The following is a 26,834-nucleotide window of genomic DNA, read 5'->3' as shown; positions in this document are numbered from 1 at the left end:
GACGGCAGTCACACGTATGTCGCTTTGAAAAATTTCCCCAAAGATTGAGAACCCGTTGCGGCGTTGAGTCAAGGACAACTGTGCGAACTCTAGGGAATTAAAGGTCTTTTGCAGTGCCATAATCGTTCTGGCCTCACTCATCTTCCGGGCGAAGAAACAGGTTCAGGAGACCTGTAAACGAGCCCGAGCTCATGTTCTGCGCTTCTTCCAGCAACATCGGAATCGGGCTGGTAGGTTCATTTGCGGAAAAGTAGCCCTTCACGGCCCCGATTCCCTTGATCGCATCAGCACGATTCTCGATGACCATGACCGAGAAATCGTCAATGTTGCCGAGCTCGCGGTCCTCGCCCTCGTTGAGTTCAAGCAGCCGGTCGTTGGAAAGCTGCAGCCCGCTGGCACCAAGGAGGAGGGCGACTTCGTCGAACCTCCTAGGCATGAGGATCTTCAGGGCGTCGAGATAGGACTTGCCGACTAGCCCTCTGGCTTCGCGCACCAGGAACAGTGCAGGGTGTGACGGCTCGCGCGAAGAGAAGTAATCCTCGACGGCATCCAGGATCAGTTTCGCCTGAGCGGCATTTCTGATTTCGAGGCTGGACGTTGCGCCGGTGTCGGAAGCAAGGGGCTGCTCCGATTCGCCACTGTCCGGATCTGCCGCTTCGGCCTCGTCGGAGGACATGCGGCCTAGGCGCACATTCAGTTCTGTGTTGATGTCGTCGATGAGCGTCGCCAGCGCGTCATAGTTCGGAGCGCTTGCCTTGGCTTCCGCCGCCTTTAGCTTTTCGGCGCAGGTTTCCGAGATGGCGCGAAGTTCGTCGGGGAGTTCGGCGAGATCCTTGAGAACCTGGTCGATGACATCCTGTTCAAGCTCACCGGACGTGAGCGCCGCTTCGATCGCGCCAAGTGAAATGGTATGCTCGTCCTCGCGGGCGGCAATGTCCCCGGTTGCGATCTTTATTGCGCGGTAACTGATCGGGCCGCTCCGGCGCGTCTTCAGAAGCGGAGCGGCTTCAAGCGGCAGAATGACCGTTGGGCGGCTGTTGAAGGATTCAAGTGCACCGACACGTTCCATGAAGCCGAAATCGGCATCCATCGGATGAACTTCGTCCCAGTGGTTTTCGAGCAGCTTGCGCAGGATCCTGACGACGTCGGCGAATTGTTGCAACTGGCCGCTGAGCAGAGAAAATTGTCCGAGCAGCACGAACAGCCGGATATCGCGGGACTGCTTTAGAAAGCCGTCCATCTGCTTGAAGATGTCCGAGAACTCGATCTCGGAACGATCGAAATCACTGAACCGTTCCGGCAGCATCTCTTCGCAGGAATCCATCAGCGCCGCGAAGGCCGGTTCCGTGTCGTAGAGGTCGGGTCCGCATCCGGCGCCGGGAGAGATTTCGACGCCATATTTCTCCGGATCGAAATTCATTGATCTGTTTGCCCCACTTCAAAAACCCTGCCGGAGAAAACCCGGCAGGGCTACCGCCATTTCTGACGTTATTCGAAAACCAGCTTGCTTTCGACGCGCCTGTTTGCCGGATCGTTGACATCTGCAACTTTCGGGCGCGTCTTGCCGTAGCCGACCGTCTTCAATCTGTTTCTGCCGACACCGAGAGAAACAAGATACTCTGTGACGGCCTGGGCGCGATCTTCGGACAGGCGCTGATTGTAGTTGATCGATCCAATGCCGTCGGTGTGGCCTTCGATGACAAACACCGCACTGGCAAGTTCAGGATCGGCGATGCCCTTGGCGAACTCTTTCAGATTCGCCCTCGCAGACGGGCTGAGGCGCGCCGACGCGTATTCGAAGGACACGAGCAGATTGAAGCCTGCGTCGATTGCTTTGGTTTCCGGATCGACGACAAGGGTTTCCGTGCTTGCGGTTTCGCCGGCCTGGCCGTCCGGATTTTCGGGTTTCACGGCCACCTGGCCGCCTTCTCCCTTGGCGGCGTTGGGATTGCATTCATCCCTTGTACCGATGCAAAGGGCACGGGTAGCGCCGGTCGGCTTCAGCGACCGGGTCTTTAGCTGCTTGAAGTGCTTGCTCACTTCATCGGCAGAATAGGTTGCGTCCTGGGCAAAGGCAGTCCCGGGGGCAAATCCCGTTGCGGCAACCGTCAGCGAAAGCAGGGTGGCAGCCAACAGGGTACGTGCTTCGAACGAAGCTGTTTTGACTTTCACACTGCACACGCCGGAGACGATTTGGCGATGGGTCACGATCTCAATCCTCCCTTTCGGAGCTTGCGCGAGCGAACTCGCTGTGGATGTTGAAATATATCGTGCCATAACCTGAAAATATTAATGTGGTGCAAGTCACTAAAGTACGTTTTGATGTCAGTATGTCGATTTGTGGGGAATAAGCAAGAGGATCAAAGCGTGAGATATTCGTGAGATAGTTAACAGAATAATGTGATTTTTCTCGAGTCTTCTTAATTGGACAGTTTAATGCCGAACAACTCTTGGTAATTTTTGAATTCGGTGTTTAAATTTTTGCAATAACTGTGTTCCCTAGCACATCGGTTTCGCCAGATTCGTCATAAATGAAGATGCAGGTGCCTGTGATCGGCAGCCATATTCAAGCCAAGTTTTTTTAAGGAGACTTCCGTGGCCACTGGACAACTCAGACAAACCGATCGGATGGCCGAACTCAAGTCGGTGTTTGGCGAAGATGAGCTCTCCCTGGTCACGCTGGAATGCGACGAGGGATTGAGCGACGAATTCGATATTCGCCTGGATGTCGTCAGCCAAAAGGAAGACCTGGATTTCGATCAGGCCCTGGCGACACACATGACGGTCAAGGTCAAGACGAACAACGGTGATACCCGGTATTTCGACGGTCTGCTCACCAATGCCCGCTGGCTCGGCCACATGGACGGATATTACCGCTACAAACTGAACCTGCGTCCGTGGTTCTGGCTGCTGACCAAGAACTCCAATTGCAGGATGTTCAAGGACAAGTCGGCACCGGATATCATCGCGGAAGTTCTCGGAGAACATGATTTCGCCGATTTCGAGAACAAGCTCACCGAGAACTACGATCCGATTCATTACTGTGTTCAGTACAGGGAATCAGACTACGACTTCTGCTGCCGCCTCATGGAGGAATTCGGTATCTCCTATTGCTTCGAGCACAAGGACGGCAAGCACACGATGATTCTTGCCGACTCCAAATCATCCTACAGCCCGATCGAAGGCGATTCGAACGTGCCCTACATCGCCCTGGGAGGCGACAATCGGCGGGACGAGGAACATCTTTACCATTGGGTCGGAGGCCGGGCGTTCCGGACCGGAAAATTTGCCATAAATGATTACGACTTTGAAAAGCCGAGCGCGTCTCTGGAAGCTGACAAGGACGCCGGTTCTTCGTATCGGGCCGGATCGCTGGAAAAATACGATTACCCTGGCCGTTACATCGAGAAGGACAAGGGAACGAAATACAGCAACATCCGCCTCCAGGCAGAGCAGGCCGGCGACAATCGTGTCGAGGCGGCGGGTCAGGTGGTGCGCTTTTACGCTGGTGGGCTCTTCACACTCAAGGACCATCCGCATCAGCCACAGAACAAGGAATATCTCATCATTCGAGCGAGCCACCAGATCATCACGGAAAGTTACCGTTCAGGCGAATCGACCGCACAGGGTGAGGCCTATACCGGTACCTATGATGTCTTGCCGTCCGATGTTCCTTTCAGAACGCCTGCCACCACACCCAAACCGAGCATTCCGGGACCGCAGACGGCCAAGGTGGTCGGGCAGGGCGAAATTGATGTCGACGAGTATGGTCAGATCATGGTCGAATTCCATTGGGACCGCGACAAGACACAGTCGCGCCGCGTACGCGTGGCTCAGGTCGTTTCCGGAAAGAACTGGGGTGGTATGTATATTCCCCGCGTGGGCCAGGAAGTTATAATTCAGTTCCTTGAGGGCGATCCCGACCAGCCGATCGTAATCGGAACCGTGTATAATGCGGATAACATGCCGCCTTATCCGTTGCCGGGAGAAAAGAACAAGTCCGGCATCAAGACCGATTCGACCGTCGGCGGCGGAGGCTACAACGAGTTCGTCATGGACGATTCGAAGGGGCAGGAGTTGGTTGGAATCCACGCGGAGAAGGACATGGAGACCGTCGTAGAGAACGACGACGATCTTCACGTCAAGAACAATCGCACCACCAAGATCGACAGAAATCGAACCGAGGATGTGGGCATAAATGTCACCGAAGACATCGGTAATGTCTGGAAAGTGAAAGCGGGAAGTAAGATCGAGTTCATATGCGGTCTGAGCAAGATTACGATGTATCCGAGCAGGATCGTGATCAAGTCCCTCATGATTGATGTCAAAGCGGATATGAACCTGAATGCGACGGGGTTGAACACAACTGTGAAGGGGGATGCGTTTCACTTTGTGAAAGGCGGACTCGTCAAGATCAACTGACGATAGAGCGCCATGAACCGGCAAGAATTCAGACGGAGACACGGGAATGGGATCGCGTATCCGATTTACAAGCGCAAATCAGGTTTTTCAGACCTACCCGGATCTTGGGGAGGACCTGGACCCGCCTGCGAGTGACATCTCCCCCCAGGACTTCGCACTGGACATCCTGAAGGGCGAGGACCCGTATGCCGCAATCCTGTTTTTCGCACATGCGCTGCCCAAACGGGAGGCTGTGTGGTGGGGATTACGCTGCGTCATAGGACTTGATCAGGGCAAAACCACAGAGGACATGAAGTTGCTGGAGCTGGTCACTTCCTGGGTGCAAGATGGAGACGAAGAGGCACGTCTGGCAGTGCAGGCCGCCACCGATGACTTTGTGGGCGATAGCCCGTCACTTTGGATTGGCCGTGCGGCAAGCCTGTCAGGCGGTTCCTTGTCACCGAATCCCGAGTTTCGGGTGGACACGCTTCCGCATCTGACGGCTGTTTGCGCCAGCGGCGCGGTTCAGCTTGCCATAACCGGACTTCGGCCTGGCCCACGCGAAGAAGCGATAGGAGACTGTATTTCAGCTGGGATTTCCTTTGCAGAAGGTGGTGCCATGCCTGTCGTGCTTGCAAAGCAGCAAGCTGCAGTTTGAAGTGATCAGGGGACCTGTGGGCATGCGGATAACGCTCCAGATCGAAAACGTTGACCAGCTCGAAACCGGAGGCCAGGTATCCTATTCCTGTGCCGATCGCGGCTTCGACATCGGGCGGCATGAGCACCTTGACTGGAGCCTGCCGGACCCGCAGCGCGTGATATCCGGCAAGCACTGCGAGGTCCGATTTGAAGGCGGGCAATTCGTTCTCTACGACGTTTCCACCAACGGGACATTCCTGAACGGCAGTGCGAACCGCATGGACAAGGCACATGCGCTGCGTTCCGGCGACCGGCTCATGATCGGCGACTACATTGTTGCCGTCACGCTCGATGCCGGCGAAACTGCCGGCGCCGGTTTTTCCCATTCGGCGCCCACGGGCCAAGATGCTGCCTATCAGCCTCAGCCGGCACCGTGGCAATCACCCGCGCAGGCGCCGCCAGCACCGGCAGCTCCAGCCGAATCGCAATGGCCGTCCGCGCCTCCTGCTGCGACACCGTCTTACCCGGCCCAGGACGCGAACAGCCCATGGGGCGCACCGTCTTCAACGGGCATGGAAGGCCGCCATGCACCTCCTTCTCAAGCACCCGGTATAGGGACGCCTGCGGATGATGTCTGGAGCCAGCAGGGCCACGGATGGGGGAGCGCGGATCCGGCGCTCTACGACCCTCAGGCGAGGCAGCCAGACGTCCAGCAGGCGCGCCCGGCACAGGCGGATCCGCTGGATCACCTTGCCGCGCAACCGAGCGTGCAGCCGCAGGAAACACCGTCATTGCCGGTACCGCCTCCGGCGCAGCCTGACACTTCCGAACCTCTGTTCAAGATGCCGGCGCTAGAACAGGAAACGGCCGCTGATTCTCTTGAGGGAGCCCGGCAACCGGATCCTGCAGGCAATGCCTTTCCTGAACCCGCGGCGGTCTCACCTGAAATGGACACCCCGGAGGCCTCACCTTTTCCGGAGAGTGCGCCTGTTTCCGAACCTGCTCCCGAAGCGCAAGTAGCAGATAGTTTATCTGAACCACCTGCAGACCCGGTCGAGCCTCCGCAGGTTTCTGAGGCACCGGTCGTGGAAACCGTACCCGAACCGGCTGCTCCGGAACCTGTTTCGAAATCGCCGCGACCCGCCGTGAAAGCGTCCGGCAAGCCTGTCGGGCCGGACATCCTGAAAGCGTTTGCGGAAGGGGCAGGGATACCTGAAAGCGTCCTGGCGGATCGGGACCCGGAGGAGTTCGCCCGTGAAATGGGTTCAATCCTCAATGGAATTACCGGCGATGTGATGGGATTGCTCCAGGCGCGGAGCAAGGTCAAGGCGATGACCCGGAATGCGAACAGGACACTGATCAGCAGAAGCGGCAACAACGCGCTGAAATTCTCGCCGACACCTCAAATGGCGTTACAAACCATGCTCGCGCAAAATGTCGAGGAAACCGGCTATCTGCCGCTGCCAAAGGCAATGTCTGAGGCATTCAAGGATATTCAGAAGCACCATGTCTGGACCTACGCCGCCATGCAGAAGGCGGCCGCCAGATTTGATGAAACGCTGTCGCCGAACGCGGTTGAGGAAGAAGGACAGGTTTCCAAGAGTACCTTTGGGAACCAGAAGGCGAAGCTTTGGGAGCGGCTTCAGGAAAGATGGACGTCGCTTACCGGCGCTTATGACGATGGCGTCGTGGGCGTATTCACGCAGTATTTTACCGAGAGCTACGAAGAATTTTCCAATGATGAGTCAGAGCAATAGGACGAACAGTCATTTTGAAGCTTTCGGGTGTCAAGGACGCATCGGCGTCATCAAGGTAAGGGAGCAGTACCTTAATGTCATGGTATAGCAAGGTTGCATGGACAGAAGGTCTGTTTCTGAGACCGCATCATCTTCAGCAGAGTGACCGGTACGCGGAACACCTGCTGGATGAGCGCGTCAGACTTGCGTCTCCCTATCCCTGGGGTTTCTCCGACATTGAAATTGATCAGGACGTCGGCCAGCAGTGTCGCTTTGCTCTGCGGTTCGGCCGCGGGATCTTTCCTGATGGAACTGTCTTCAACTTTCCAGCGGACGGAACACCGCCGCCGGCGATCGACGTTCCGGAAGACGCAGCCGGGCAGATCGTCTGGCTTGGCATCCCGGAAACAACGGTCAATGCGGTCGAGGTTGCGGACGGACGGGAAGACGCCGCAACGAGATACGTCCAGGGGCGGGAAACCATTATCGATTCAACGTCCGCGATCCGGCAGGAAGAGGAAATCGACGTTGCCCATCCCCGGCTGACCTATTCCATCCGTTCGACACCGCATCCCGGTCACGTCTGCCTTCCGGTCGCGAGAATCACGGAAATCAAGGATCGCATTGTCATTACCGATGGCACCTTTGCACCGCCGGTTCTCGCGTGTCACGTGCATCCGGTCGTAACCGGCTGGATCGATTCCGTGATCGGCTGGGTCGAGAGAAAACTGAGTGAACTGGCACGCTACGCCGCGGATACCTCCGCAGGCGGCGGACTGCAGAATTTCGACTACCTGACGCTGCAGATGCTCAACCGGCTCCATCCGCAGCTGATGCATTTGCGAAAGTCGGCTTACGTTCATCCGGAGCGTCTCTATTCAGAGTTTCTTCAACTCGCCGGTGAACTTGCGACTTTCGCAACGGAGGAGCGCAGGGCACGCAACTATCCCGTCTATGACCATGACAAGCTGCACGATATCTTCAAACCGGTCCTGGCAGACATTCAGGCCTTCCTGTCCGCCGGTTACGACAGACGCGCGATCCGCTTGCCGATCGAGCAGCTTGCGCCGAACGCCTTCAAGTCGACCATTGTTGACCGCAACCTGTTCTCTCAGGCAAGCTTCGTCATCGAGGTTGCGGCACGCCGTCCGCTGACCGAAATCCAGAATGAATTCCCGCGTCTGTTCAAGGTCGGCCCGTTCGGCCAGATGCGCCAGATCGTTTATTCAAACCTTCCGGGCATTCCGCTGATCCACATGCCCGTTCCGCCCGCGCAGATACGTGCCCTGACGGACAGGGTCTATTTCAGGCTCGACAAGTCGACGCCTCTCTGGCGCGAGTTCAGCCAGGATTCGGCGATCGGCCTGCAGTTCTCGGGGAACTGGCCTGACCTTCAACTCGAGTTCTATGCCATTCGGGAGGGACGCTGATGTCGGACAACGACGATCCCTTCGGCGTGTCCAAGCGCAAGGGAAAAACGATCGTCCGGCCAAACCCGGGAGGGCGCTGGAGCGAGACCTCACAGCCAGGCGCGCCGCAGGGGCAGCCTCCCGCTGCAACTCCGCCTGCAGGTGCCCCGGCGCCGGGGCAGGCAGCTCCGCCACCGCCACCTGCCGGCGCGCAACCGGGAGCGCCGGATCCCTGGCAGGGAGGGCGTGGCTCAGGGCCTGATCCCTACGCTCCAACACCGGCCGGTTACGAGTACGGCCAGCAAAAAGCGCCGGATATCAGAACACCGCCGCCCGCGCAGCCGCAAACTCCGCCGCCGCCGCCGCAACAAGCGCCTGCTCCGGGGGCGGCGCCCGGTACGCCTCCAACCGGACAGCTGGCTCAGACGCCGGACATCAACCAGATCCGCGTTGCGAACCGGAATCCCATATCGCGCGCCGCGGCTCCCTTGCTGCTGCTGCTTGGTCGTCTGCACCTGACCATGACGGACGCGCAGTTCGATGCCCTGATGCGTGACGTTTACAACGCGATCAAGACTTTCGAGAAGGATTTGCGCAGCGCCGGAATCACGGACGATCAGATACAGTCGGCTGCTTATGCGCTCTGCGCCACGTCGGACGATATCGTTCAGAACCTGCCTTCTTCCGGACGGCACCAGTGGACGCAGTATTCCATGCTGACCCAGTTTTTCGGTCAGGCGACCGGAGGCGTCGAATTCTATCAGGTGTTGGAGAAAGCCAAGCAGGATCCTGGCCGGAACTACGGCGTTCTTGAAGTCATGCATGCGTGTCTGTCGCTCGGGTTCTACGGCAAGTACCGCGCAATTCAAGGCGGCCAGCAGGGGCTGGAACGGGAGCGCCGGGATCTGCACGAAATCCTGAGGCGCGTCAGGCCGCGCCCCGGAGACGACCTGTCTCCCCACTGGCGCGGCCTTGAACTTCTTCAAAGGCGGACCGGGTTTTCCGTGCCAATCTGGTCTGTTGCCGCTGTTGCCGGGGCCCTTCTGCTTGGTGGCTATGTCACGTTGATGCTTTTGCTGGCCAGCGGCAGCGAAGTGATCGCCAGCCGCTCCAGCGCGCTTTACCCGACAGGTCCGATCGAACTTGCGCGCGAGGGATACCAGCCGAAGCCGCCACCGGCGCTGGCACCTCCCGAAGACGCGCCGATCGATGCGATTTCCGAGCAGTTGGCCGGGATCGACGGCCTGGAAATCCAGCAGGCCGGTCCTGCAATCATGCTGCGCATGCGCGCGCAATTCGATGTGGCCGCCGCAACTCTGCGTCCTGAATTCCAGCTTCTGGTCGAACAGGTCGCGCAGACCCTGAACGACGTTGACGGTGAAATCCTTGTCGTCGGTCACACGGACAGCGACCCGATCCGCAACAATCCGAGATTTCCGAGTAACTGGCATCTGTCGGTCGAAAGAGCGAAGTCGGTTGCGGCTGTCATGCAGGCATTGTTGCAGACGCCGGACAGGGTGGAGGTTGAAGGCCGCGGCGCGGAAGAGCCGATTGCACCGAACACCAGCCGGGATGGCAAGGCGCTTAATCGCAGGGTGGAGGTGTTCCTGAAACCTCCTTCCAAGGGACTGTTGATCGACAACTAGACGTCAAATCCGGGGCAAATTTAGAAACAAGGTTTTATCAATGAAGTTCTGGCTCGGAATAACGGCAATAGTCATAGGCATTTTGGCCTTGATTGCACTGATCTGGTTCGGGGGACCGTTCCTGGCGATTGCCGGGGTGCGTCCATTCGAACCCCTTTGGGTGCGCCTTCTGCTTGTCCTTTTCATTCTTTTGACCATCGGCGGCTGGACCGGTTACCGGATTTACAAACGCATTGCAGCGAACCGCGCTCTGGAACAGGAAATACTTCAGCCAAAGGCGAGCGAAGAGGATCTTCAGATCATGTCCGAGCGCATGAAGGATGCGCTGAAGACCTTGAAGACGGCGAGCGGGAACACACGCACCTATCTTTACGATCTGCCCTGGTACCTGATGATCGGACCTCCCGGAGCCGGCAAGACGACGGCCTTGATGCATTCCGGGCTCAAATTCGCCAACGCGCGCGGGAAAGGCGAAGCGCAGAAGATCGAAGGCCTGGGTGGAACCCGGTATTGCGACTGGTGGTTTGCGGAAAACGCCGTCTTGATCGACACGGCGGGCCGCTACACAACCCAGGATTCCGACGAGGAACATGACAGCGAGGCGTGGCTCGGGTTCCTCAAGATCCTGCGAAAGGCAAGGCCGAGACAGCCGGTGAATGGTGTCATGGTGTCGATCAGTCTCGAAGATCTGATGACCTTGTCGGACACGGAACTCAAAGAGCACACCGATGCCATTCGCGCGCGCCTGATCGAACTCTACAAGACGCTCAAAATTGATTTCCCCGTCTACGTGATCTTCACGAAGGCCGATACGGTTGCCGGTTTCATGGAATTCTTCGGCTCCTATCCCGAGAGTAGGCGGAATCTGGTCTGGGGCGCTACGTTCCAGACCCGTGAGAAGAACAAGAACATGGTCGCGGAAACGCCGGCCGAATTCGACCTGCTGATCGAGCGTCTGAACGAAGAGCTTGCCGACCGGCTTCAGGAAGAACCGGATCCGCGAGCGCGCCTGATGCTCTACGGCTTCCCAACCCAGATTGCCGCCCTCAAGGACCGCATCACCGGCTTTCTCAACGCGATTTTCGAGCCGAGCCGCTATTATCCCAACGCAGTTCTGAGAGGCTTCTACTTCACGTCAGGCACACAGACAGGCACGGCGATCGACCGGGTCATCGGCTCCATGAGCCAGGCATTCGGAACTTCCTATCAAGCGGCTGCCTTGTCAGGGCAGGGCAAGAGTTACTTCCTCCGCGATCTCGTCAACAAGGTGATTATCGGTGAAGCCGGCTGGGTGACACACAACCGTCAGGCCGTTCGTATGGCCACCGCGTCACGGATCGCGGCCTATTCGGCGATTGTGTTGCTGACGCTTGGTCTCGGCACGCTCTGGACCATGAGTTACCTGAACAACAAGGCACTCATCGACGAAACGGCAAAGGCGGTCGCGACCGTGCGCGCTGAAGGTGAAGGCGTTCTGGATCAAAGGGTCGTGCGCGATGATAGCTTGCGCGATTCTGTCTATATCCTCTCGCTCTTGCGTGGTCTTCCCGTTGGCTACGACAGCCGGAACGATCCGGCTCCATTCATGGAAAAACTGGGTCTGAGTCAGCGTGAGCGGCTCGAAGCAGCGGGTGTCACGTCCTATCGCAGCGGCCTTGAACGGCTACTGCGTCCGCGTTTGCTATTGCGGATCGAAGAGCAGATGACCGACGTCCTGGACAACCGCACCGGTCCCGGCGGACAGGATATAGACACGCTCTACAACCTCACGAAACTCTACCGGATGGTAGCCGGAGACGCGCCCGAGATCGACAAGGATCAGATCAAGAACTCGTTCCGTGCCGACTTTCTGCAGAGTTTCCCGGGCCCACAGGGACAGGTACTGCGCAACGAGCTGAATTCCCATGTCGCGGCCATGCTGGATCTGGATTTCGGTGGCAATGTTCTCACCGATCAGCTTGATGGTGTTCTGGTGGCTGAAGTACAGCGCGAACTGGCGCGCGTGAGCCTTGCCGAAAGGGGTTATGCACTTCTGAAATCAAGGTCCAAAGGCATCACGAGCGAGGATTGGATTGCCGAGCAGCGCGGCGGACCTGACATGGAGACGGTGTTCGAAACGGTGAACGGCGACACCCTGGATACGGTTCTGGTCGACCGGTTCTATACCTATCCGGGCTTTCATCTGTCGGTTCTGCCGAACCTGGCCGGCATTCGCGAGGAACTTGAACGTGACAAATGGGTCTTCGGCAACATAGGCGACGCCAATGCCTTTGCAGACCAGTACGAGTCTTTGCCGGGTGAAGTTCTTGCTCTTTACACCAAGGACTTCATCGAGGCATGGGAAGAGGCGCTCGGCAATCTGAAATTCAAGTCGATGCGCAACGACAAGCCTCTCTACACGACGCTGCAGGCGGTGTCCGCACCGACGTCGCCGGTGGTTCAACTGCTGGAGAGCATCCGGAACGAGACCCTCCTGACGCAGGACTTGTCTCAGGATGGCGTTGCCGGTGCCCTCGGTGGAGGAAACGCCGGAGATGCAGGCAAGGAAGCCAGCCAGAAGGTCTTCCAATATTACGTCCTGGACCGGGCCGGTGGCCTGAAACGGATCGGTATCGAAGCCGGCCTGAAGGCTCTGGCGCCCGGTGGTGTTGGGGACGCACTCAACGCTGCCGCGGGTGGCGGGAGCCCGGCAATTATCCCCGGCAAGGCCATTGAAGACCATTTCCGGCCCTATCACGTGTTGGTCGAAGGAGAAAACAGCCGCAAGATCGATGCGCTCCTGGTCAACTTCAAGAACATTCTCGATAATCTGCTCGTCGTTGCGAACAATCCGATCCAGAGCGAAACGGCCAACTCCAACGTGCAGATACAGGCCTCGCTGCTGCGGAGCAACGCAACCCGGTTCCCGAAACCTTTCGACCAGCTCATTTTGCAGGCCGCCAAGGAGTTTGACGAGGAATTCAAGGAAACCTCGATCACGCAGCTGAACGAGAAGCTCAAGGCTCAGGTTGTCGATGAATGCCGCCGCATCGTTGCGCGCAACTACCCGTTCACCAACGGCCGTTCAGAAGTCCCGATGACAGAATTCGCAAAACTGTTCTCCCCGGCGGGCATCATGCAGCAATTCTTCGATCAGAACCTGAAGGCGCTTGTGGATACGTCGTCACGGCCTTGGAACTGGAAACCCGAGGTGGCACAGGCGGACCGGTTGTCCAACGCCACACTGCGCCAGTTCGAACGGGCCGACCTGATCAAGGAAGCTTTTTTCCCGACCGGCAATGCATTCCCGTCGATTGGCCTGCAGGTCGTTCCGCGCGCCTTGTCTCAGCAGGCCGACGCAGCAAGCCTTGAAGTGAACGGCAATCTTGTTCTGGTCACAAGGGGGCCGGGTTTTAATGCGGACATTCAGCCGCTGCCGGCGAGTTTCGACTGGCCGAGCAACACCGCGACACCGCGTGTTGTCCTGGTGATCCAGCCGGAGGTCCCCGGTTACAGGTCCCGCCAGGAGGTTCACGGTGACTGGGCGTTCTACCGGTTCATCAGGGCCAACCGGGTCAGCTCGGGACAGAACAAGTTCGTAATCCGCAAGACGCTCGGCGGGCGGCAGGTTGCCTTTACGGTAACGCTGCGCACCAAGCCGAACCCGTTCTTCCTGTCGGCGGTCGGCGATTTCAAGTGCCCGACAAGTTTCTGAGGGGAGCCGGATGCAGCGAAACCTGACCGGATATTTCGGGAAGCTGCCGGACCGCGCAGACTTTGTAACAGGGAGCTGTCCGGACGGGTTTTTGAAGCTGTGGGAACCGTTTCTGATGGGGGGGCTCGCGCAGTCAAGGCAACAACTTGGAGGTGACTGGGAGGACGCCTACATGACGATGCCCATTTGGCGTTTCTGGCTGAAATCGACTGCACCGGACGGTGCTGCGGCTGCGTGCGCAGCCGGTGCCCTGATGCCGAGTGTCGACAAGGTGGGACGCAAGTTTCCGCTGACAGTTGTCGGTGCCCCGAGCGGTGCTGAATCCATCGGTGAACCACCACAAACCTGGTACGACGACGTAGAAGCAGTGCTGCTGGGCGCGCTTGAAGACGACGCGACACTGTCCGGTTTCAAGGAGTCTGTGGCAGGTCTTGCCGCACCGGCGGCGAACACTGAAACAGATGATGCTCTCCAGTGTGGGAGCATGGTGCCCGAAGCGGACACGAAGGGCCGTGTCATATCGCGGTTCTGGTGCCAGGCCGGCGCGCAAGCGATTTGTTTCGGCTGTGACGGCTTGCCGGCGCAGGAGGAGTTTCGCTGGTTGCTGGTGCCGGAAGCATTCGAGGCACGCTCGGACAGAGGAGATGAGGCAGGGCAAGAACATGGGCGATATCAGGCGGAGGATCATCGAACATGAATCAGCAGATTTCGGAGGCACTGCAGGGATTTTCGATCGGACTGACCCACGTCGGTTGTGTACGAAGTGAAAATCAGGACACGTTTTACTGCGACGAAGCAAAGGGCGTTTTCGCAGTCATGGATGGTGCAGGTGGCATGCATGCCGGCGCCATGGCATCAGGGCTGGTCAAGAACGCACTCGGTTACATTCGCAAGCCGCACAGCGCAGTCGACCTTCTTGACCAGTTCGAGGGCCGGGTAATCGATGCGAAGAAAGATATCGAACGCGCATCGGACAAGGCCAATGGGGCCGCAATGGGCACGACAATTGCCGCCCTCCTGGCCTATGGGTCCGATTTCGCCTGTCTGTGGGCGGGGGACAGCCGCGTTTATCGATTGCGCGACGGCACGATGGAACAGCTCACGACCGACCACACGGAGGCACAGGAACTCGTGGATCAGAACGTGCTGACCCCGGAGGAAGCAAAGAACTTCTCAAGAAAGCATGTGATCACGCGAGCGATTAGCTCCGGGCTTGAACTCGAACTCGAACTGGTATCGGGCAATCTCAGGCACGGTGACCGCTTTCTGCTTTGCTCCGATGGCCTGACCGGTCATCTGGATGATGCGGTTATCTCGAACATGCTTCTTGACGGCGCACAGAAATCGGTGGCACAGCACCTTCTGGACGGGGCCTTGGAAAGAGGCGGTTCGGACAACGTGACGGTGGTCGTGGTAGATTTTGACCAAGTCAATCGGGGTGAAGGAGTGGGCCTCATATGAAGCCGGATGACCATTTGCTGCCGACAGGAACCAGGCTGAACAACCTCTATGAAATCGAAGAGCATATTGCCGACGGCGGTATCGGGATCGTCTATCGTGCGCGCGATGTGGAAAGCGGCGATCCGGTGGCCATCAAGGTGCTTCTCGCGAATTTTGCCAAGGATGCCCTGATCCTCGATCTGTTCAAGCGCGAGGCCAAGATCCTCCGGAAACTCAAGCATGACGCCCTGACACACTACTTCGTTTTTGCGAAGGAGCCGACGCTGGGTGTCTATTATCTTGCAATGGAATTCGTGGGTGGTCCCTCGCTCAAGTCACGGCTTGAATCGGGGCCCCTGGAACCTGAAGCGGCCTACCGGCTGGTCATACGGCTGGCGTCCGCCCTGCAGGATGTGCACGACAGCGAAGTCATCCACCGCGATCTTTCGCCGGACAACATTATCCTGCAGAACGGCGATGTCGGCCAGGCGAAGATCATCGATTTCGGTATCTCGAGAGCCAACACCGGAGGGCCCACGATTATCGGTGACGGTTTCGCCGGCAAGGTGAATTACGTCTCGCCTGAGCAAGTTGGCCTTTTCGACGGCAAGGTTACCGCCAGAAGTGACATCTATTCGCTCGGTCTTGTGATCGCGGAAGCGCTGACCGGCAGACAGCCCGACATGGGCGGCACGCAGGTCGAAATGGTCGAAAAAAGGCGGATCGTGCCTTCGCTGGACGGTGTCGACAACCGGTTCCGCCCGCTGCTGGAAGCGATGTTGCAACCTGATCCGGCGAACAGGCCGGCATCGATGGCTGACATCGCCCAGTGGACGCTCGGTGCGCCCATGTTCCAGCCACACCAGGAAAAGACGATCATCAGACCGTCTGCGCCGCCTCCCGAGCAAACCTCTCTGGACCTGCCGCCTCCTCAGGCGCGTTGGGGACGGCGCATTCTGATCGGTCTGTCTCTGCTGGGGTTTGCCGGTGTCGGCGCTGCCGGTGTCTACTTTCTGGCAGGCCAATCGGTCCCGCAACAGGATCAGAAACCTGTTCTGGTGGCGCAACCAAGAGACAATGCGCCCGATGCGCCGGATCAAAACACGGGACAGGGGCCTGACACCGGATCGCAGGGCGGTTCCACGGACAACGGCACGACCGGTCAGGCACCGGACAACACCGTTCCGGACATTCCGATAAAGACGAACGGTCAGGACAACGTCGCCGATCTGTCGCTGACAAACCAGGACAAGCCGGACAACGACACGGTCCAGGATGCAGTGCCTCAGCAACCGGTGTTGCCGGAAGACCGCGTGCGCAATTACGTGAACAACTACCAGGCAGACGAGTGCATGTATCTGCAGCCTGTCCGGATTGCAGCAAATTCCGCCGAAATAGAGGGTTTCGCGTCCCGCACACCGCCCTTTATCGCATTCGACAGCGACTTTACCCAGACCCAGGGGTTCGAAGCCAAGATCCAGGCCAACCTCGTGACGGACGCGCAGTGTCCGGCTGTTGCCTTTCTGAGGGCGACGCCCCACGGCAGTGAAAAGACGGAACTTCGGCTGGACATGCAACGGACCGTGGTGCCGAACGGTGAGAACATGGCCGGCAGAATCTCCGGCTTCGATGCATCGACAGGTGAACTCGGGCTCCTGTTCGTTGCGAGCAGTGGCAGTGTTGTCAACCTGTCTCCCTTTCTTCAGTCTGACGATGGCGGTGCCGGTTTTGTCGTACCGCTCAGCCTGAAGACACCTTCGGAGGAAACCGGCCTGGTCATTTCCCTCGTTGGAGACGGTCTTGTCGCGAAGTTGGCAGGCCGGAGAGAAAAGCAGGCCGACGCCTATTTTGAGGCGCTGATGGAGGAGCTCCCGATCTTGCGGGCAACGGCAACCACGGTCAAAGTGGTTCCATAAACGACGAAGAGTGAGGGGAGCGGATCACAGGTCGCGATGAAACGTTACACGAAGCCGATCCATCTGCCGAAGCCGCTGCCCAGCCGGTCAGCGGACAGTTCACTCGCGCTGATCAACGTCGTCTTTCTGCTTTTGCTGTTTCTCCTCGTGTCTGGAACTCTGCGCCCGCCGCTTCCAGATGCGTTTGAATGGGCCGAAACCAACGAGACAACAGGCGAGGGGCAGGTTCGGAACACTCTCGTGCTGACCCGCGCGGGTGACATCTGGTTCGCGGGTGAAGTGCTGGACGAAGCTGACGTTGCCGGTTTCCTTGATGAAGGTGCCGGAACCAGTGACACCTTGTCGGTTCAGGTTGATCGACATGCGCAAATGGAAGACGTGGCGCGCCTGGCCAGCTCGTTGCGGGCGGCTGGGATTCGCCGATTGAGTTTCGTTACGATCGAGGCAGAGGACCCGTGACGGTCGCCGTCTACAACCTGACCGGCGAAGCACGCATTCCGGCCTATGTCTGGACGGCCGTTCTCGGCGTATCGGTTGCGTTGCACATCGCACTGCTTGCCTACGGAATTTCGTTGAAATTCAACAATGACGCGCAAGATCCCGATTTAGCACAAACAGAAATCGTCATTGAGAGTGAAGGACCTGTTTTCGAAACGGCAGAGCAGGTTCAGTCCGTCGTCGCCGACGTGGCGCAGCCCGACTCCGTCCCGCTGCCAGCGCCGAACCGGACAGAACTGCAGCCGGTCACGCCCGATGTTGCAGAACAAACCCTTTCCCCGGCAGCAACCGAACAGCCGTTGACGCCGGCGGTCTCCGAACTGCAACCAGCGCAGGTCGAAGCAATTCGTCCGGTTGAAAGCGAGACGGCGGTTTCGGGCGCCGTGCCGCCGCGCTTGCAGGATGTGGTCGCGGCCGAAGTCGTCCAATCAAAACCGGTTGGAGCGGAAGAGGCGGAGACTGCGGCGCAACCGATCGCTGATACTGCAGTCGCCGCGCCGGTTGAGAAGGTGGTCGCGGCCCGGCCGGAGACGGCGGTCGAGGTTCAGCAGAACAGTTCAGGTGTCGCGTCCCCCGCAGCGACCGTGGTGACCGGCATTTCCCCGGACGTCGTTGTCGTCGAAGCTGTTCCCGAAGAAACGGCGCCAAGTGCGGCGGAGCCCGACACCGTTGTCGCGATTGAAAGCGCAGTCCCGGAACTGGCGGGAAATGAAGTCGCCGTGGTGACGTCCGTGCAGCCTTCGGTCCAGGCAGCACAAGATGCGATTCCCAGCGCCGTGACACCGCCCCAGGTAAGTGTTGCGCCTCCGGTCGAGACGGTGACGGCAGCGACAAGTCCGGTCCCGGTTACGACGACCACGAGTTCTGCGCCGCTTGCTGCAATAACGGCGGGCACCAGTGCGGTGCAAACCGTCACGTCGACTGAAGCAACGCAAAGTGTTGCAGTTGCTGCGAGCGCTCCAGTCAGTCAGGTAGAGAGTGAAACGGTCGCGGCGGCGAACGCCGAGCCCGTCCAGGCGGCCCCCGCTAATGTGCAGGCAGTGACACCTGCCGAAGAGCAGCTCGCCGCGGTTCAACCCTCGCAGATCATCTCACCATCCGTGCTTCCGAGCGACCCTGAAACATCCAGCGTCCCTCCCGCGCCGACAGTTGCAGTTCCCGAGCCAAGCGTGCCGCCGGAGGATGTGCCGACGATCGACCCGCTGGCGAAAGTCACAAAATATGTAGCCAACTATGATATCGGGAGCTGCGCACATATCACTGTCCTTGCAGCCGGAACCGACACGGCGGAGATCCTTGCATTTGGTGTCGGTATCCCCCGCTTCATGGAGTTCTACAGCAAGTTCCAGGGAGCGCAGGGCTACGATCCGGACATGCAGGTGCGTCCGATCTCGAACGGCCAGTGCGCGGTGCTCGATACGCTCGAAACCTCAAAGGGGATCGAAGCGCCGGGATTGGTTCAACTGGCGAGAACAAACATCAGAAGCGGATCTCAATTGGCGGGCGTGATCCAGCGCGACTTGCCGATCGGACGTATTGCACAGGCGGAAGCCGCCGGGCTGGAGTTGAACGGGAAGGGGCCTCCGGAACTTTACCTCATTGACAGGGATGGACAGATTCACGATGCCCGAGAGTATGTTCAACCGGAAAACAGCACGGACAGAATTGGAGGGTGGCGTTTCAGTTTTCCGCTCTCTTTTCCAGGGAACGAAGAGAACGAATACAGTCTGATCCTGACCATCTGGAACAGGCCCAAGGAGAACCAGCCCGCTCCGTTCACAAAACGAGCGGCAGGGCGCATCGCCAGCGTTCTTGAGAAGCCGGGGGTTTATTCGATCGAGGCATTCAAGGTGTCAAGATGACGGCTGCTGTGCCCCTGTGCCGGCCGTGAACACACCCGTCAAAAGAACCTCAAGCGCCGCCCGCTCTTTTTCAAGGCGAGTCTCGAACCAGGTGACGGCAACGGAGACCGGAATGGCGACGGCGAGCCCGCAGGCGGTGGTGAGGAGCGCAACCCAGATGCCGCCGGCCAGAGTGCCCGGGTTCGCTGCTGACCCGGATTCCTGAAGTGTCTGGAATGTCTCGATCATTCCCAGAACGGTGCCGAACAGTCCGAGCAGCGGCGCAATCTGGGTGACGAGGTCGAGCGCCTTGAGCCAGCTTGCCAGCCCGAACAGCCGGTCGGCCGCCCGAGCGGAAATCTCCTCCCGTAACCGTTCCTCGCGAATGTCGCGTTCCTGTGGTCCGAGCGGCTGGTTTTCCAGCATCTGGATTGCGTCCATCGCGCTGCGGATGAGCCCGGCTGAGAGCGACCGGTCCTTCAGCAGAACCTGTGTCGCTTTCGTGCGGTCTCCGGTGCGCCACATCGTGACGGCCTGCCGCACCAGCGTATGCCGGCCGACGCGGGCGTTGGAGAACTGGAACGCCTTCGCAAGGATGACGGCGAGCGCCAGGATCGAAATCCCGAGCAAAACGAGAACAACCGGCCCGCCAAGTTCAAGCAATGAAGAAGACGACTCAGGCATTCAGGTCCGGCTCCATGCGGTCTTGTGTGACAGGATCAGTTGCCAAACTGAATGGCTGTCCTGTTTTGAAGATCCAGCAAATCCGGGCAGTAAACGTCCGTGACGCTTGCCGGCACACAGTTCAACACGTCGTTGATGTGAAGCCTGGACAGGCTGTCGCAGGCCTTGCCCGCGAGATCGAATTGCAGAACCTTGGTTTTGCCGGCGGAGATGCGCGAGAATTCAAGGCGCAGAAACTGATCGACAAGACCTTCCGTGTTGAAGGCAACGATCTCCAGTCCAAGCTGGCTCATCGGACGCTCGAGGCCGTTTGTAGCGATGATGGACAGCCGGCAACCACCGTCCTGCGTTGGCTGGACGTGGTTCAGTTCAAGGCTGATCTTTCCCGTCGGCGCCTGCGCCAGGGCGGGCGCAATCGCGGCGGCACTCAGAAAACAAATGGCGACGATCTGCGTCAAAAACCGCATGTAATTCCCCCGAAAACATCACGTTGAAACAATAACGAAATCAGCACTCAACGCCATCTGACACAAAAATCAGTCATATGACAACAAAACTGTCCAGTCTTCTGCGCCTTCAGTCTCAATCTTGAAAAAATCTGCCTCGATCAGACCCCTTTGCCAGCATTGATCGCCATCGAACAAAACGAATTTTTCCTGCCGGATGCAAAGCGTCACGTCACCACCGAGCCGTCCTTCGCCGAAGCCGTCGGAGACGTGAAGATAGTAGTTGTTGGCCTTGAGCGGTTCCTGCAGCACCTGGCTGCAGGCATTCGAGGTGATGGTCCACCAGCCTTCGGTGCGCAAACCTTCCTCGGTGTCGTATCCAATGGCGACGTTCACCAGATCGACGGATCCGTTGCACACCCGCAATCCCGCATGAGCGGTGTCTGCTCCCGTCAGGAAGGACACTGCCGCAGCAATCGTTAGAATGGCGGTGCGACTGGCTTGCACGGTCTTGTTCATCCGATGTCCGCTATGCGTGGCTGTCGCCATGGTGAAACACGTTTTGATTATTTCCGACTTACGCTAAGCAAGAGTGACTTCCTGGTCAATTTACGACCACCGATGCCGTTTGACGCAAGCCGACGGAACATGACAAGGTCAACTGAACTTCGGCTTTCTGATTGAATAAACAGCACATGATCCTGATCCATCCTCCGATTGGAAAACGCAGGCGAATACCGCTGACACCGCTCATCGATGTGATCTTCATTCTCGTGATGTTTTTTCTGCTGTCGTCGACTTTCGGTATCTGGCGGCCGCTGGACGTGGCTCTCGGCGGTGGAGACACCACCGGCGTTGCCGATGCTGTTCCCGTAAAAGGCGCTCCTGCCGTGTTGATCAATCTCCGGGCCGGCGCGGGGGGCACGCAGCCGCAACTCGTGGTGAACGGGATAAATGTACCCTTGAACACGCTTGCGGCGGAACTCAATCGGTTGGCGGAAGCAGGTGCGCAAACCGCTGTGCTTATTCCGGATGCCGCAATCGACTTCCAACAAGTGGTCAGGGTTCTGGATGAGGCAAAAACTTCGCGGCTCAAGCGTGTCAGTCTCAAGCTCGACTGAATGAAAAAACCCGGCGTTGCGCCGGGCTTTGTTTTTTGTTGATGCACCGGTTGCTTTAACGCCCGATCGCTCCGCCGATGATACCACCGACAACACCGCCGATAAACGCTGCTCCCGCCGGGTTGACGCCTCCGCCGCTGTTCCGCCGCTGCGTGTTGGTTGCACGCTGGGGCTGGGTGTTGTTGCGACGGGTCGTGGTGCTGCGCGACGCGGACGCGGCCTGCTGCTTGCGCTTGATTTCGGCGATATAGGCCGAGTATTGCGTCGCGGTCTGGTTGGTCAGCAGCAACTGCTGAGACGCGGTGAAGAAGCCGGTCGGCACCAGGCCGTTCGCCGTCTGCCACGCCGTGATACCAGCCCGCGTTTTGGGGCCGAAGGCACCATCCGGGCGGCCAACATTGTTGCCGGTCAGGTTCAGCCGCGTCTGGATCTCACGCCGTGCGGTCCGGTTCCAGCCAAGCGCCGCTTCCGTTTCGGCTGTACCGGGAACGGCTGTCTGCGGGTTCGGCAACGATGTAACCGCAGCACCTGGAGCCGCTCCTTGCGCGGTTGTCGGGGCTGTCGCCGCCGGATTGACGGCAGCAACCTGGGCACCACCTTGCAGGCGCTTGATCGAATTGCGGGCGAAGTCCGCAAACGTTCCATTCGGATAGGCCGACAGGTAGGATTCGTAATCGGCAACCGTGTCGCTCGATTTCGCTGCTTCCCAGATCAGTTTCTCGCGTTCCCAATCCAGGTTCGGCTGGGGCGTGGCCGCGGCTGCGGTGGCAGCATTGGTCACGGCCTGATTGGGCACAGGTGTCGTTGTCGCCGTGCTTCCGAGCGAAGCAACCTCGGTTCCGGCCGCCGGTGCGGCCTGCTTGTTCAGGAACACTTCGCCGATCAGCGATGCATTCACCCAGGGGCGCTGACGCTTTTCGGTCGCGTCATAGACGTCGCCGGTGACACGTGTCATCACGGTCTGGATTGATGCGTTCGGCGTATCGATGTGACGGATGAGAGCAGACGTGAACGGAGAGTTCTGACCTTCACCGTCGAGCGCGACATCGCCCGGGCTCGTCGCAAAGGCGATCACGGAGCCTTCGCCGCCGGTCTCCGCCACCTTGATTTCCGCAAGGCCCGTACCGAGGTTGCCGGAGCGGCTTGGTCCCATGCGCCGTGCGAGCGTGCGCGCCAGCGGATTGTCGCGGCATGCGTCAAGAAACACCATCTGAACCTTAACGTCCTTGGACATCTGGCGCATGATGAAGTCGACGGAAATGGTCTCGAAATCAAGCGACGTCTCGTCTTCTATCTTTGCGTCAATCGGAACCAGAAGGTTCTGACCGGCAACCTGCATGCCGTGGCCTGCGTAAAACAGAAGCGCGATTTCGGCACCGTAGGCTTTCTTCGCGAAATCCAGGACCGAGCGTCGCATGTCGGTATAGGTCTGATCCTGGCCAGCAACGACTTCGAAGCCAAGGCTCCGCAGCTTCGCGGCCATTTTTTCCGCGTCGTTGGAAGGGTTGGGTAGGGGAACCGTGTGTTCGTATGCACCGTTGCCAATGACAAGGGCAACGCGTTTTGCCAGTGCCGGTACAGTCCCAGCCAATAAGATTGCCAGCACGGCGATCATTCGTGTGAACATGTCCTGTCCTCTCGTAAGATCAATTTTGCCCGTCGGTTCGTCCGATCTTTATTTGAGGCCTGTTTCCATATCTTCTTAAACCTACCTCTGCGGCATTAATCGTTGTGTAATACGTGTCACAAGTATGCGTTTTAGTGAAATTGGTCTTAAAAAATGCCTGCCTGCCCGAGTACGAAGGTTTCAAGAAAACTCGAATTCGCGCAGTGATCATATCCAAACTCTTTTTGCGATTCCACTGCTCTCACAGTTGCTTCAACGATTTTTGTATCAACTTTTTGTCGTTGAGCGGCAAATGCGGGTATCGATACGCAAGGGTTGAAGACGAGCGGTTCGGGGAAGCGCAGCTATTCTGGTCTCATCGTGGAACAAGCGTGACGAAGATCACGCATGTTCCGTAGCGGATCTTGTTATGATGTGATGGTCCAGACGGTAAGTCCGAATTGCCGTCACTCGGCTCAAGCAGGAGCGCTTTCTTGATGGCTGGTCGTTCAGATATTCTTTCTCACATGAAAGCTTCACACATCGGCGTCTTCCGGACCGCGGCGAAGCTTTACAATGTCGCGATTCTGGTGAGGCGCACCAACACCGCGTCGCTGCAGCACATTGGAGAGACATATGCGGTGCCCAAGAGACTGGACTGCAAGGCGAAAACGGCGGATTTTGATGTCGCTCCAATCGGTGCCCGCTTGCCTGAAGCGAAACGCGGCATCATTGCCGGTCTCGTTGTCGATCCAAGTCTTTTCGGGGAAGGCGCATACAAGGACGGTAAATATGCAAAGGCGATGACTGCATGGCGCGAGTTCTCGGGCATGTTGCATCCCGACATGACCTCTCACGAAAAACAGAAGAGCTTTACCTACATTCCTCGGGGCGGTCAGTACTTTGTGGAACGCAACCCTGAAGATCCGTACTACGGCTGCGTGAAATTCACGTCGGGATCATTGATCACGGCTGGTAAATGCATCCACGGTGACTTTGATCTCTATGGCATCGTCGACATGGACGCACCGGACCGTATCGTCAGGGTGAAGGAACAAAGGCTTGGACAGATCCATGCGCGTTCGCCGAAGTTCGTCGATGTACAGAATTTCGTGAACAGCCGCATCGGCGTCAACATGATCCTGCACGGGTCCCAGGAAACCTACGCCTCCGATCACGAGGATGACGATCTCGATGTCTTCTTTCCAGATGGCAGGGTTGAATATGCCGGCCCGGCCGCAAGCGACCTTGCCGCATTTTATCAGCGCGAATTCCCGGGGCGGTTGTTGTTCGGCAGTGACGATCCGGCACAGGCTGTTGAAGGCCGCTACGTGTCGCCCACGCGCTGACGCGCCGATGAGTGCGTTTGGTGCCGAATGCGGTAACACTAGGGGAAAGTGGCACGCCCAACGGGACTCGAACCCGTGTTTCCGCCGTGAAAGGGCGGCGTCCTAGACCGCTAGACGATGGGCGCGCGGTCGACGCGGCTGCGTCGTGGGGAGGCTTATAGGCGGGAATGGACTTGCCCGCAAGAGCCTTTGCGACAATTTTTTGCAGGCCCGGAATTCCGGACCCGCAGATGTTGAAAGCCGGGTAAAATCACCACTCGCCGGTATTCGGCATGGACGCCCAGGGCTCTTTGATTTCAAGGGCTTCGCCCTTTTGAAGCAATTCAAAGGAAATGTTGTCCGGCGAACGAACGAAAGCCATGTGCCCATCGCGCGGCGGACGGTTTATGGTGACGCCCTTGGTCTGCAGGTTTTCACAGAAGGCGTAAATGTCGTCGACCTCGAAAGCCAGGTGACCGAAGTTGCGGCCGCCACTGTATTCTTCCGGATCCCAGTTGTAAGTCAGTTCGAGCAGCGGAGCCTTGTTCGCCTTCGCGGCATCGATATCTTCCCCACCGGCAAGGAAGATCAGGGAGAAGCGGCCCTTTTCGCTTTCATGACGGCGGATTTCCGTCATGCCCATCTTGTTGCAATAAAAGTCCAGGGACTCTTCAATGTCGGTTACACGAACCATCGTGTGCAGATATCGCATAGCTTGTCCTTTTCCTCGATCGAGGGATCTATCCAGGGGTGCCCGACCGGCTCATGACCTTTATCACTAGCCTTGCCGAAGCCAGAAACTTTGTAGCCGATTTTTTTCAGGATGACGGCCTTCGCATCGTCGCGTTGACCGGCGCGGGAATTTCGACTGAATCGGGCATCCCGGATTTCCGGTCCCCGGGAGGGATATGGTCCCAGCGCCAGCCGGTTCAATACCACGATTTCATTGCTTCGGAAAAAAGCCGCCTGGAGGACTGGGACCGCCGTTTCGAGATGGCCGACTTCTTTGAAGCGGCGACGCCGAACGCCGCTCACAGGGCTCTCACACGAATGGCTGAAACGGGGCAACTGAAATGCCTGATTACGCAGAATGTCGACGGCCTGCACCAAGCGGCAGGTTTTCCTGAGGACAGACTGATCGAAATACACGGCAATTCGACTTACGCCACGTGTCTGGATTGCGGCAGGCGGGCTGAACTTGCCGACCAGAGAAAAGACGTGGAAGAGAGGCGGTCGCCGTGCTGCACGGCTTGCGGCGGCGTGCTGAAAGCTGCGGTCATCAGTTTCGGCCAACAGATGCCGGAGGCAGAACTGGAAGCCGCCTTTGAGGCGGCGCAGGCTTGCGACGTCTTTCTCGCGATGGGAACATCGCTCGTGGTTCATCCTGCGGCCCAGTTGCCGGTAAATGCTGTTCGTTACCGCGCAGAACTGGTGATTCTCAATGGACAAGAAACGCCGCTTGATTCGCTGGCTTCTACTGTCATTCGAACGCCGCTGGCACAAACTTTTTCAGGTTTTTGCGAATAAATTGATCAAAACCTGTAAATGGTCTGTGGTTAGTTCCACAATTTCGCTTCTCGCTATAAGTCGCAATGTTATCCTTTTATTAGGAATCGGTCGTGAGGTGAGTCGCAAACTGCCCTCGGCCAAATGATGCGGACCAGAGACGGGACAATATCGCTATGGGGGTGAAAACCGCACGGGAACCCCGCGCGCTCGAGACGACGACAGAGGACGTTGCCGTCGACGTATTCGAGATTGCCGGAACAATAAAGTGGTTCGATGTGGGCAAGGGCTATGGCTTCATCGTACCCGACAGCGGAGACGGCGACATACTTCTTCATGTGACCTGTCTCAGGCGGGACGGTTACCAGACAGCCTACGAGGGCGCACGCGTTGTCTGCGAGGTGCTTGATCGACCGCGGGGCTTGCAGGCGTTTCGAATTCTGTCCATGGACGAGACGACGGCGACCCATCCCTCGCAGTTACCGCCCTCCAGAACCCATGTTCAGGTCGTGCCTGAAGGCGGCTTCGAAACGGCGACCGTCAAGTGGTTCAACCGGGTCAAGGGCTTCGGCTTCTTGACCCAGGGTGAGGGGACAGAGGACATCTTCATTCACATGGAGACGCTGCGCCGTTTCGGCATTACGGAACTGCGGCCCGGACAGGACGTCCAGGTGCGCTTCGGTCAAGGACCGAAAGGGCGTATGGCGGCTGAAATCCGGCCGATGGGAACCGGAACACATATCCCGGCCTCGCACTGACAAGACAACGCGAGAGCGCACTTTCCTTCCGGCCGGACTTGCTCCGGCCTTTTTGTTTGCCGAATGTCCGCAATCATGAGGCCGTTTCCGCAATGGTCACAGACCTGAATTTTAATTGACCGGCGGACCCGCGATGGCGACCCCGCCGATATGTAACTGAAACAA

At 58.2% G+C, this 26,834-nt stretch carries 22 protein-coding genes and 1 tRNA gene; 15 read left to right on the top strand and 8 right to left on the bottom strand.

Features of this window, described 5'->3' with window-relative positions:
* Positions 1-133: 133 nt before the first annotated feature.
* Both RDA78_RS23060 and RDA78_RS23055 read right to left on the bottom strand, forming a co-directional pair.
* Entirely contained in the window at positions 134-1,420 is a 1,287-nt protein-coding gene (locus tag RDA78_RS23060; RefSeq protein WP_434052107.1) for an ImpA family type VI secretion system protein, read from the bottom strand.
* Positions 1,421-1,488: 68 nt separating this feature from the next.
* A complete protein-coding gene (locus tag RDA78_RS23055) occupies positions 1,489-2,208 on the bottom strand; it encodes an OmpA family protein (protein WP_434052106.1) in 720 nt (239 codons plus the stop codon).
* 387 nt (positions 2,209-2,595) lie between these two features.
* On the opposite strand from RDA78_RS23055, the gene RDA78_RS23050 reads away from it, so the two are divergent.
* The 11 genes from RDA78_RS23050 (at position 2,596) to RDA78_RS23000 (ending at position 19,241) form a co-directional block, all read left to right on the top strand.
* A complete protein-coding gene (locus RDA78_RS23050; RefSeq protein ID WP_434052105.1) occupies positions 2,596-4,422 on the top strand; it encodes a type VI secretion system Vgr family protein in 1,827 nt (608 codons plus the stop codon).
* Positions 4,423-4,468: 46 nt separating this feature from the next.
* Positions 4,469-5,059, top strand: a complete 591-nt coding sequence (locus RDA78_RS23045; protein WP_434052104.1) for a DUF6931 family protein — start codon at positions 4,469-4,471, stop codon at positions 5,057-5,059.
* A 22-nt stretch (positions 5,060-5,081) separates the two neighbouring features.
* Positions 5,082-6,797 carry a type VI secretion system-associated FHA domain protein TagH gene (gene tagH / locus RDA78_RS23040; RefSeq protein ID WP_434052103.1) on the top strand — a complete coding sequence of 572 codons (1,716 nt, stop codon included), beginning with the start codon at positions 5,082-5,084 and terminating at the stop codon, positions 6,795-6,797.
* Between the two features lie 74 nt (positions 6,798-6,871).
* The gene (gene tssK / locus RDA78_RS23035) at positions 6,872-8,206 is read left to right on the top strand and encodes a type VI secretion system baseplate subunit TssK (protein ID WP_434052102.1); all 1,335 of its coding nucleotides are present in this window, start codon (positions 6,872-6,874) and stop codon (positions 8,204-8,206) included.
* The gene (gene icmH / locus RDA78_RS23030) at positions 8,206-9,831 is read left to right on the top strand and encodes a type IVB secretion system protein IcmH/DotU (RefSeq protein WP_434052101.1); all 1,626 of its coding nucleotides are present in this window, start codon (positions 8,206-8,208) and stop codon (positions 9,829-9,831) included. The genes tssK and icmH overlap by 1 nt, the downstream gene beginning before the upstream one ends.
* Before the next feature lie 40 nt (positions 9,832-9,871).
* Positions 9,872-13,525, top strand: a complete 3,654-nt coding sequence (tssM, locus tag RDA78_RS23025; RefSeq protein WP_434052100.1) for a type VI secretion system membrane subunit TssM — start codon at positions 9,872-9,874, stop codon at positions 13,523-13,525.
* A gap of 10 nt (positions 13,526-13,535) precedes the next feature.
* Positions 13,536-14,222, top strand: a complete 687-nt coding sequence (tagF, locus tag RDA78_RS23020) for a type VI secretion system-associated protein TagF (protein ID WP_434052099.1) — start codon at positions 13,536-13,538, stop codon at positions 14,220-14,222.
* The gene (locus RDA78_RS23015) at positions 14,219-14,986 is read left to right on the top strand and encodes a PP2C family protein-serine/threonine phosphatase (RefSeq protein WP_434052098.1); all 768 of its coding nucleotides are present in this window, start codon (positions 14,219-14,221) and stop codon (positions 14,984-14,986) included. Before tagF ends, RDA78_RS23015 begins: the two co-directional genes overlap by 4 nt.
* Positions 14,983-16,881: a serine/threonine-protein kinase gene (locus tag RDA78_RS23010; RefSeq protein ID WP_434052097.1), complete on the top strand. Its 1,899-nt coding sequence runs from the start codon at positions 14,983-14,985 to the stop codon at positions 16,879-16,881. Before RDA78_RS23015 ends, RDA78_RS23010 begins: the two co-directional genes overlap by 4 nt.
* Before the next feature lie 36 nt (positions 16,882-16,917).
* Positions 16,918-17,340 (top strand): ExbD/TolR family protein, encoded by a 423-nt coding sequence (locus tag RDA78_RS23005; protein ID WP_434052096.1) that lies wholly within the window; start codon positions 16,918-16,920, stop codon positions 17,338-17,340.
* A complete protein-coding gene (locus RDA78_RS23000; protein ID WP_434052095.1) occupies positions 17,337-19,241 on the top strand; it encodes a hypothetical protein in 1,905 nt (634 codons plus the stop codon). The genes RDA78_RS23005 and RDA78_RS23000 overlap by 4 nt, the downstream gene beginning before the upstream one ends.
* Here the strand turns inward: RDA78_RS23000 and RDA78_RS22995 are convergent.
* The 3 genes from RDA78_RS22995 to RDA78_RS22985 form a co-directional block, all read right to left on the bottom strand.
* A complete protein-coding gene (locus RDA78_RS22995; protein ID WP_434052094.1) occupies positions 19,233-19,904 on the bottom strand; it encodes a MotA/TolQ/ExbB proton channel family protein in 672 nt (223 codons plus the stop codon). The two genes, RDA78_RS23000 and RDA78_RS22995, sit on opposite strands and share 9 nt — an antisense overlap.
* A gap of 35 nt (positions 19,905-19,939) precedes the next feature.
* Complete coding sequence (locus RDA78_RS22990; RefSeq protein ID WP_434052093.1) at positions 19,940-20,371, bottom strand: hypothetical protein; 432 nt, start codon at positions 20,369-20,371, stop codon at positions 19,940-19,942.
* Positions 20,372-20,440: 69 nt separating this feature from the next.
* Positions 20,441-20,869 carry a DUF1036 domain-containing protein gene (locus RDA78_RS22985; protein WP_434052092.1) on the bottom strand — a complete coding sequence of 143 codons (429 nt, stop codon included), beginning with the start codon at positions 20,867-20,869 and terminating at the stop codon, positions 20,441-20,443.
* A gap of 176 nt (positions 20,870-21,045) precedes the next feature.
* Here RDA78_RS22985 and RDA78_RS22980 point away from each other — a divergent pair, with 176 nt between their 5' ends.
* A complete protein-coding gene (locus RDA78_RS22980) occupies positions 21,046-21,471 on the top strand; it encodes an ExbD/TolR family protein (protein WP_434052091.1) in 426 nt (141 codons plus the stop codon).
* Between the two features lie 55 nt (positions 21,472-21,526).
* On the opposite strand, the gene RDA78_RS22975 is transcribed toward RDA78_RS22980, so the two are convergent.
* Complete coding sequence (locus tag RDA78_RS22975) at positions 21,527-23,098, bottom strand: caspase family protein (protein WP_434052090.1); 1,572 nt, start codon at positions 23,096-23,098, stop codon at positions 21,527-21,529.
* Positions 23,099-23,574: 476 nt separating this feature from the next.
* On the opposite strand from RDA78_RS22975, the gene RDA78_RS22970 reads away from it, so the two are divergent.
* Entirely contained in the window at positions 23,575-24,426 is an 852-nt protein-coding gene (locus RDA78_RS22970; RefSeq protein WP_434052089.1) for a hypothetical protein, read from the top strand.
* A gap of 49 nt (positions 24,427-24,475) precedes the next feature.
* Here RDA78_RS22970 and RDA78_RS22965 read toward each other — a convergent pair.
* Both RDA78_RS22965 and gloA read right to left on the bottom strand, forming a co-directional pair.
* Positions 24,476-24,551 (bottom strand) — tRNA-Glu (locus tag RDA78_RS22965).
* Between the two features lie 125 nt (positions 24,552-24,676).
* Positions 24,677-25,117 (bottom strand): lactoylglutathione lyase, encoded by a 441-nt coding sequence (gene gloA, locus RDA78_RS22960; protein WP_434052088.1) that lies wholly within the window; start codon positions 25,115-25,117, stop codon positions 24,677-24,679.
* 38 nt (positions 25,118-25,155) lie between these two features.
* On the opposite strand from gloA, the gene RDA78_RS22955 reads away from it, so the two are divergent.
* Positions 25,156-25,932 carry an SIR2 family NAD-dependent protein deacylase gene (locus RDA78_RS22955; protein ID WP_434052087.1) on the top strand — a complete coding sequence of 259 codons (777 nt, stop codon included), beginning with the start codon at positions 25,156-25,158 and terminating at the stop codon, positions 25,930-25,932.
* Between the two features lie 155 nt (positions 25,933-26,087).
* On the top strand, positions 26,088-26,669 hold the full coding sequence (locus RDA78_RS22950; RefSeq protein WP_434052086.1) for a cold-shock protein: 582 nt from the start codon (positions 26,088-26,090) through the stop codon (positions 26,667-26,669).
* Positions 26,670-26,834 lie beyond the last annotated feature (165 nt).

The sequence above is a fragment of the Roseibium sp. genome (genome assembly GCF_051016195.1).
Taxonomy (GTDB): Bacteria; Pseudomonadota; Alphaproteobacteria; order Rhizobiales; family Stappiaceae; genus Roseibium.
The sequence above is the reverse complement of the archived record's forward strand: the minus strand, read 5'-3'. Positions and strand labels throughout refer to the sequence as shown.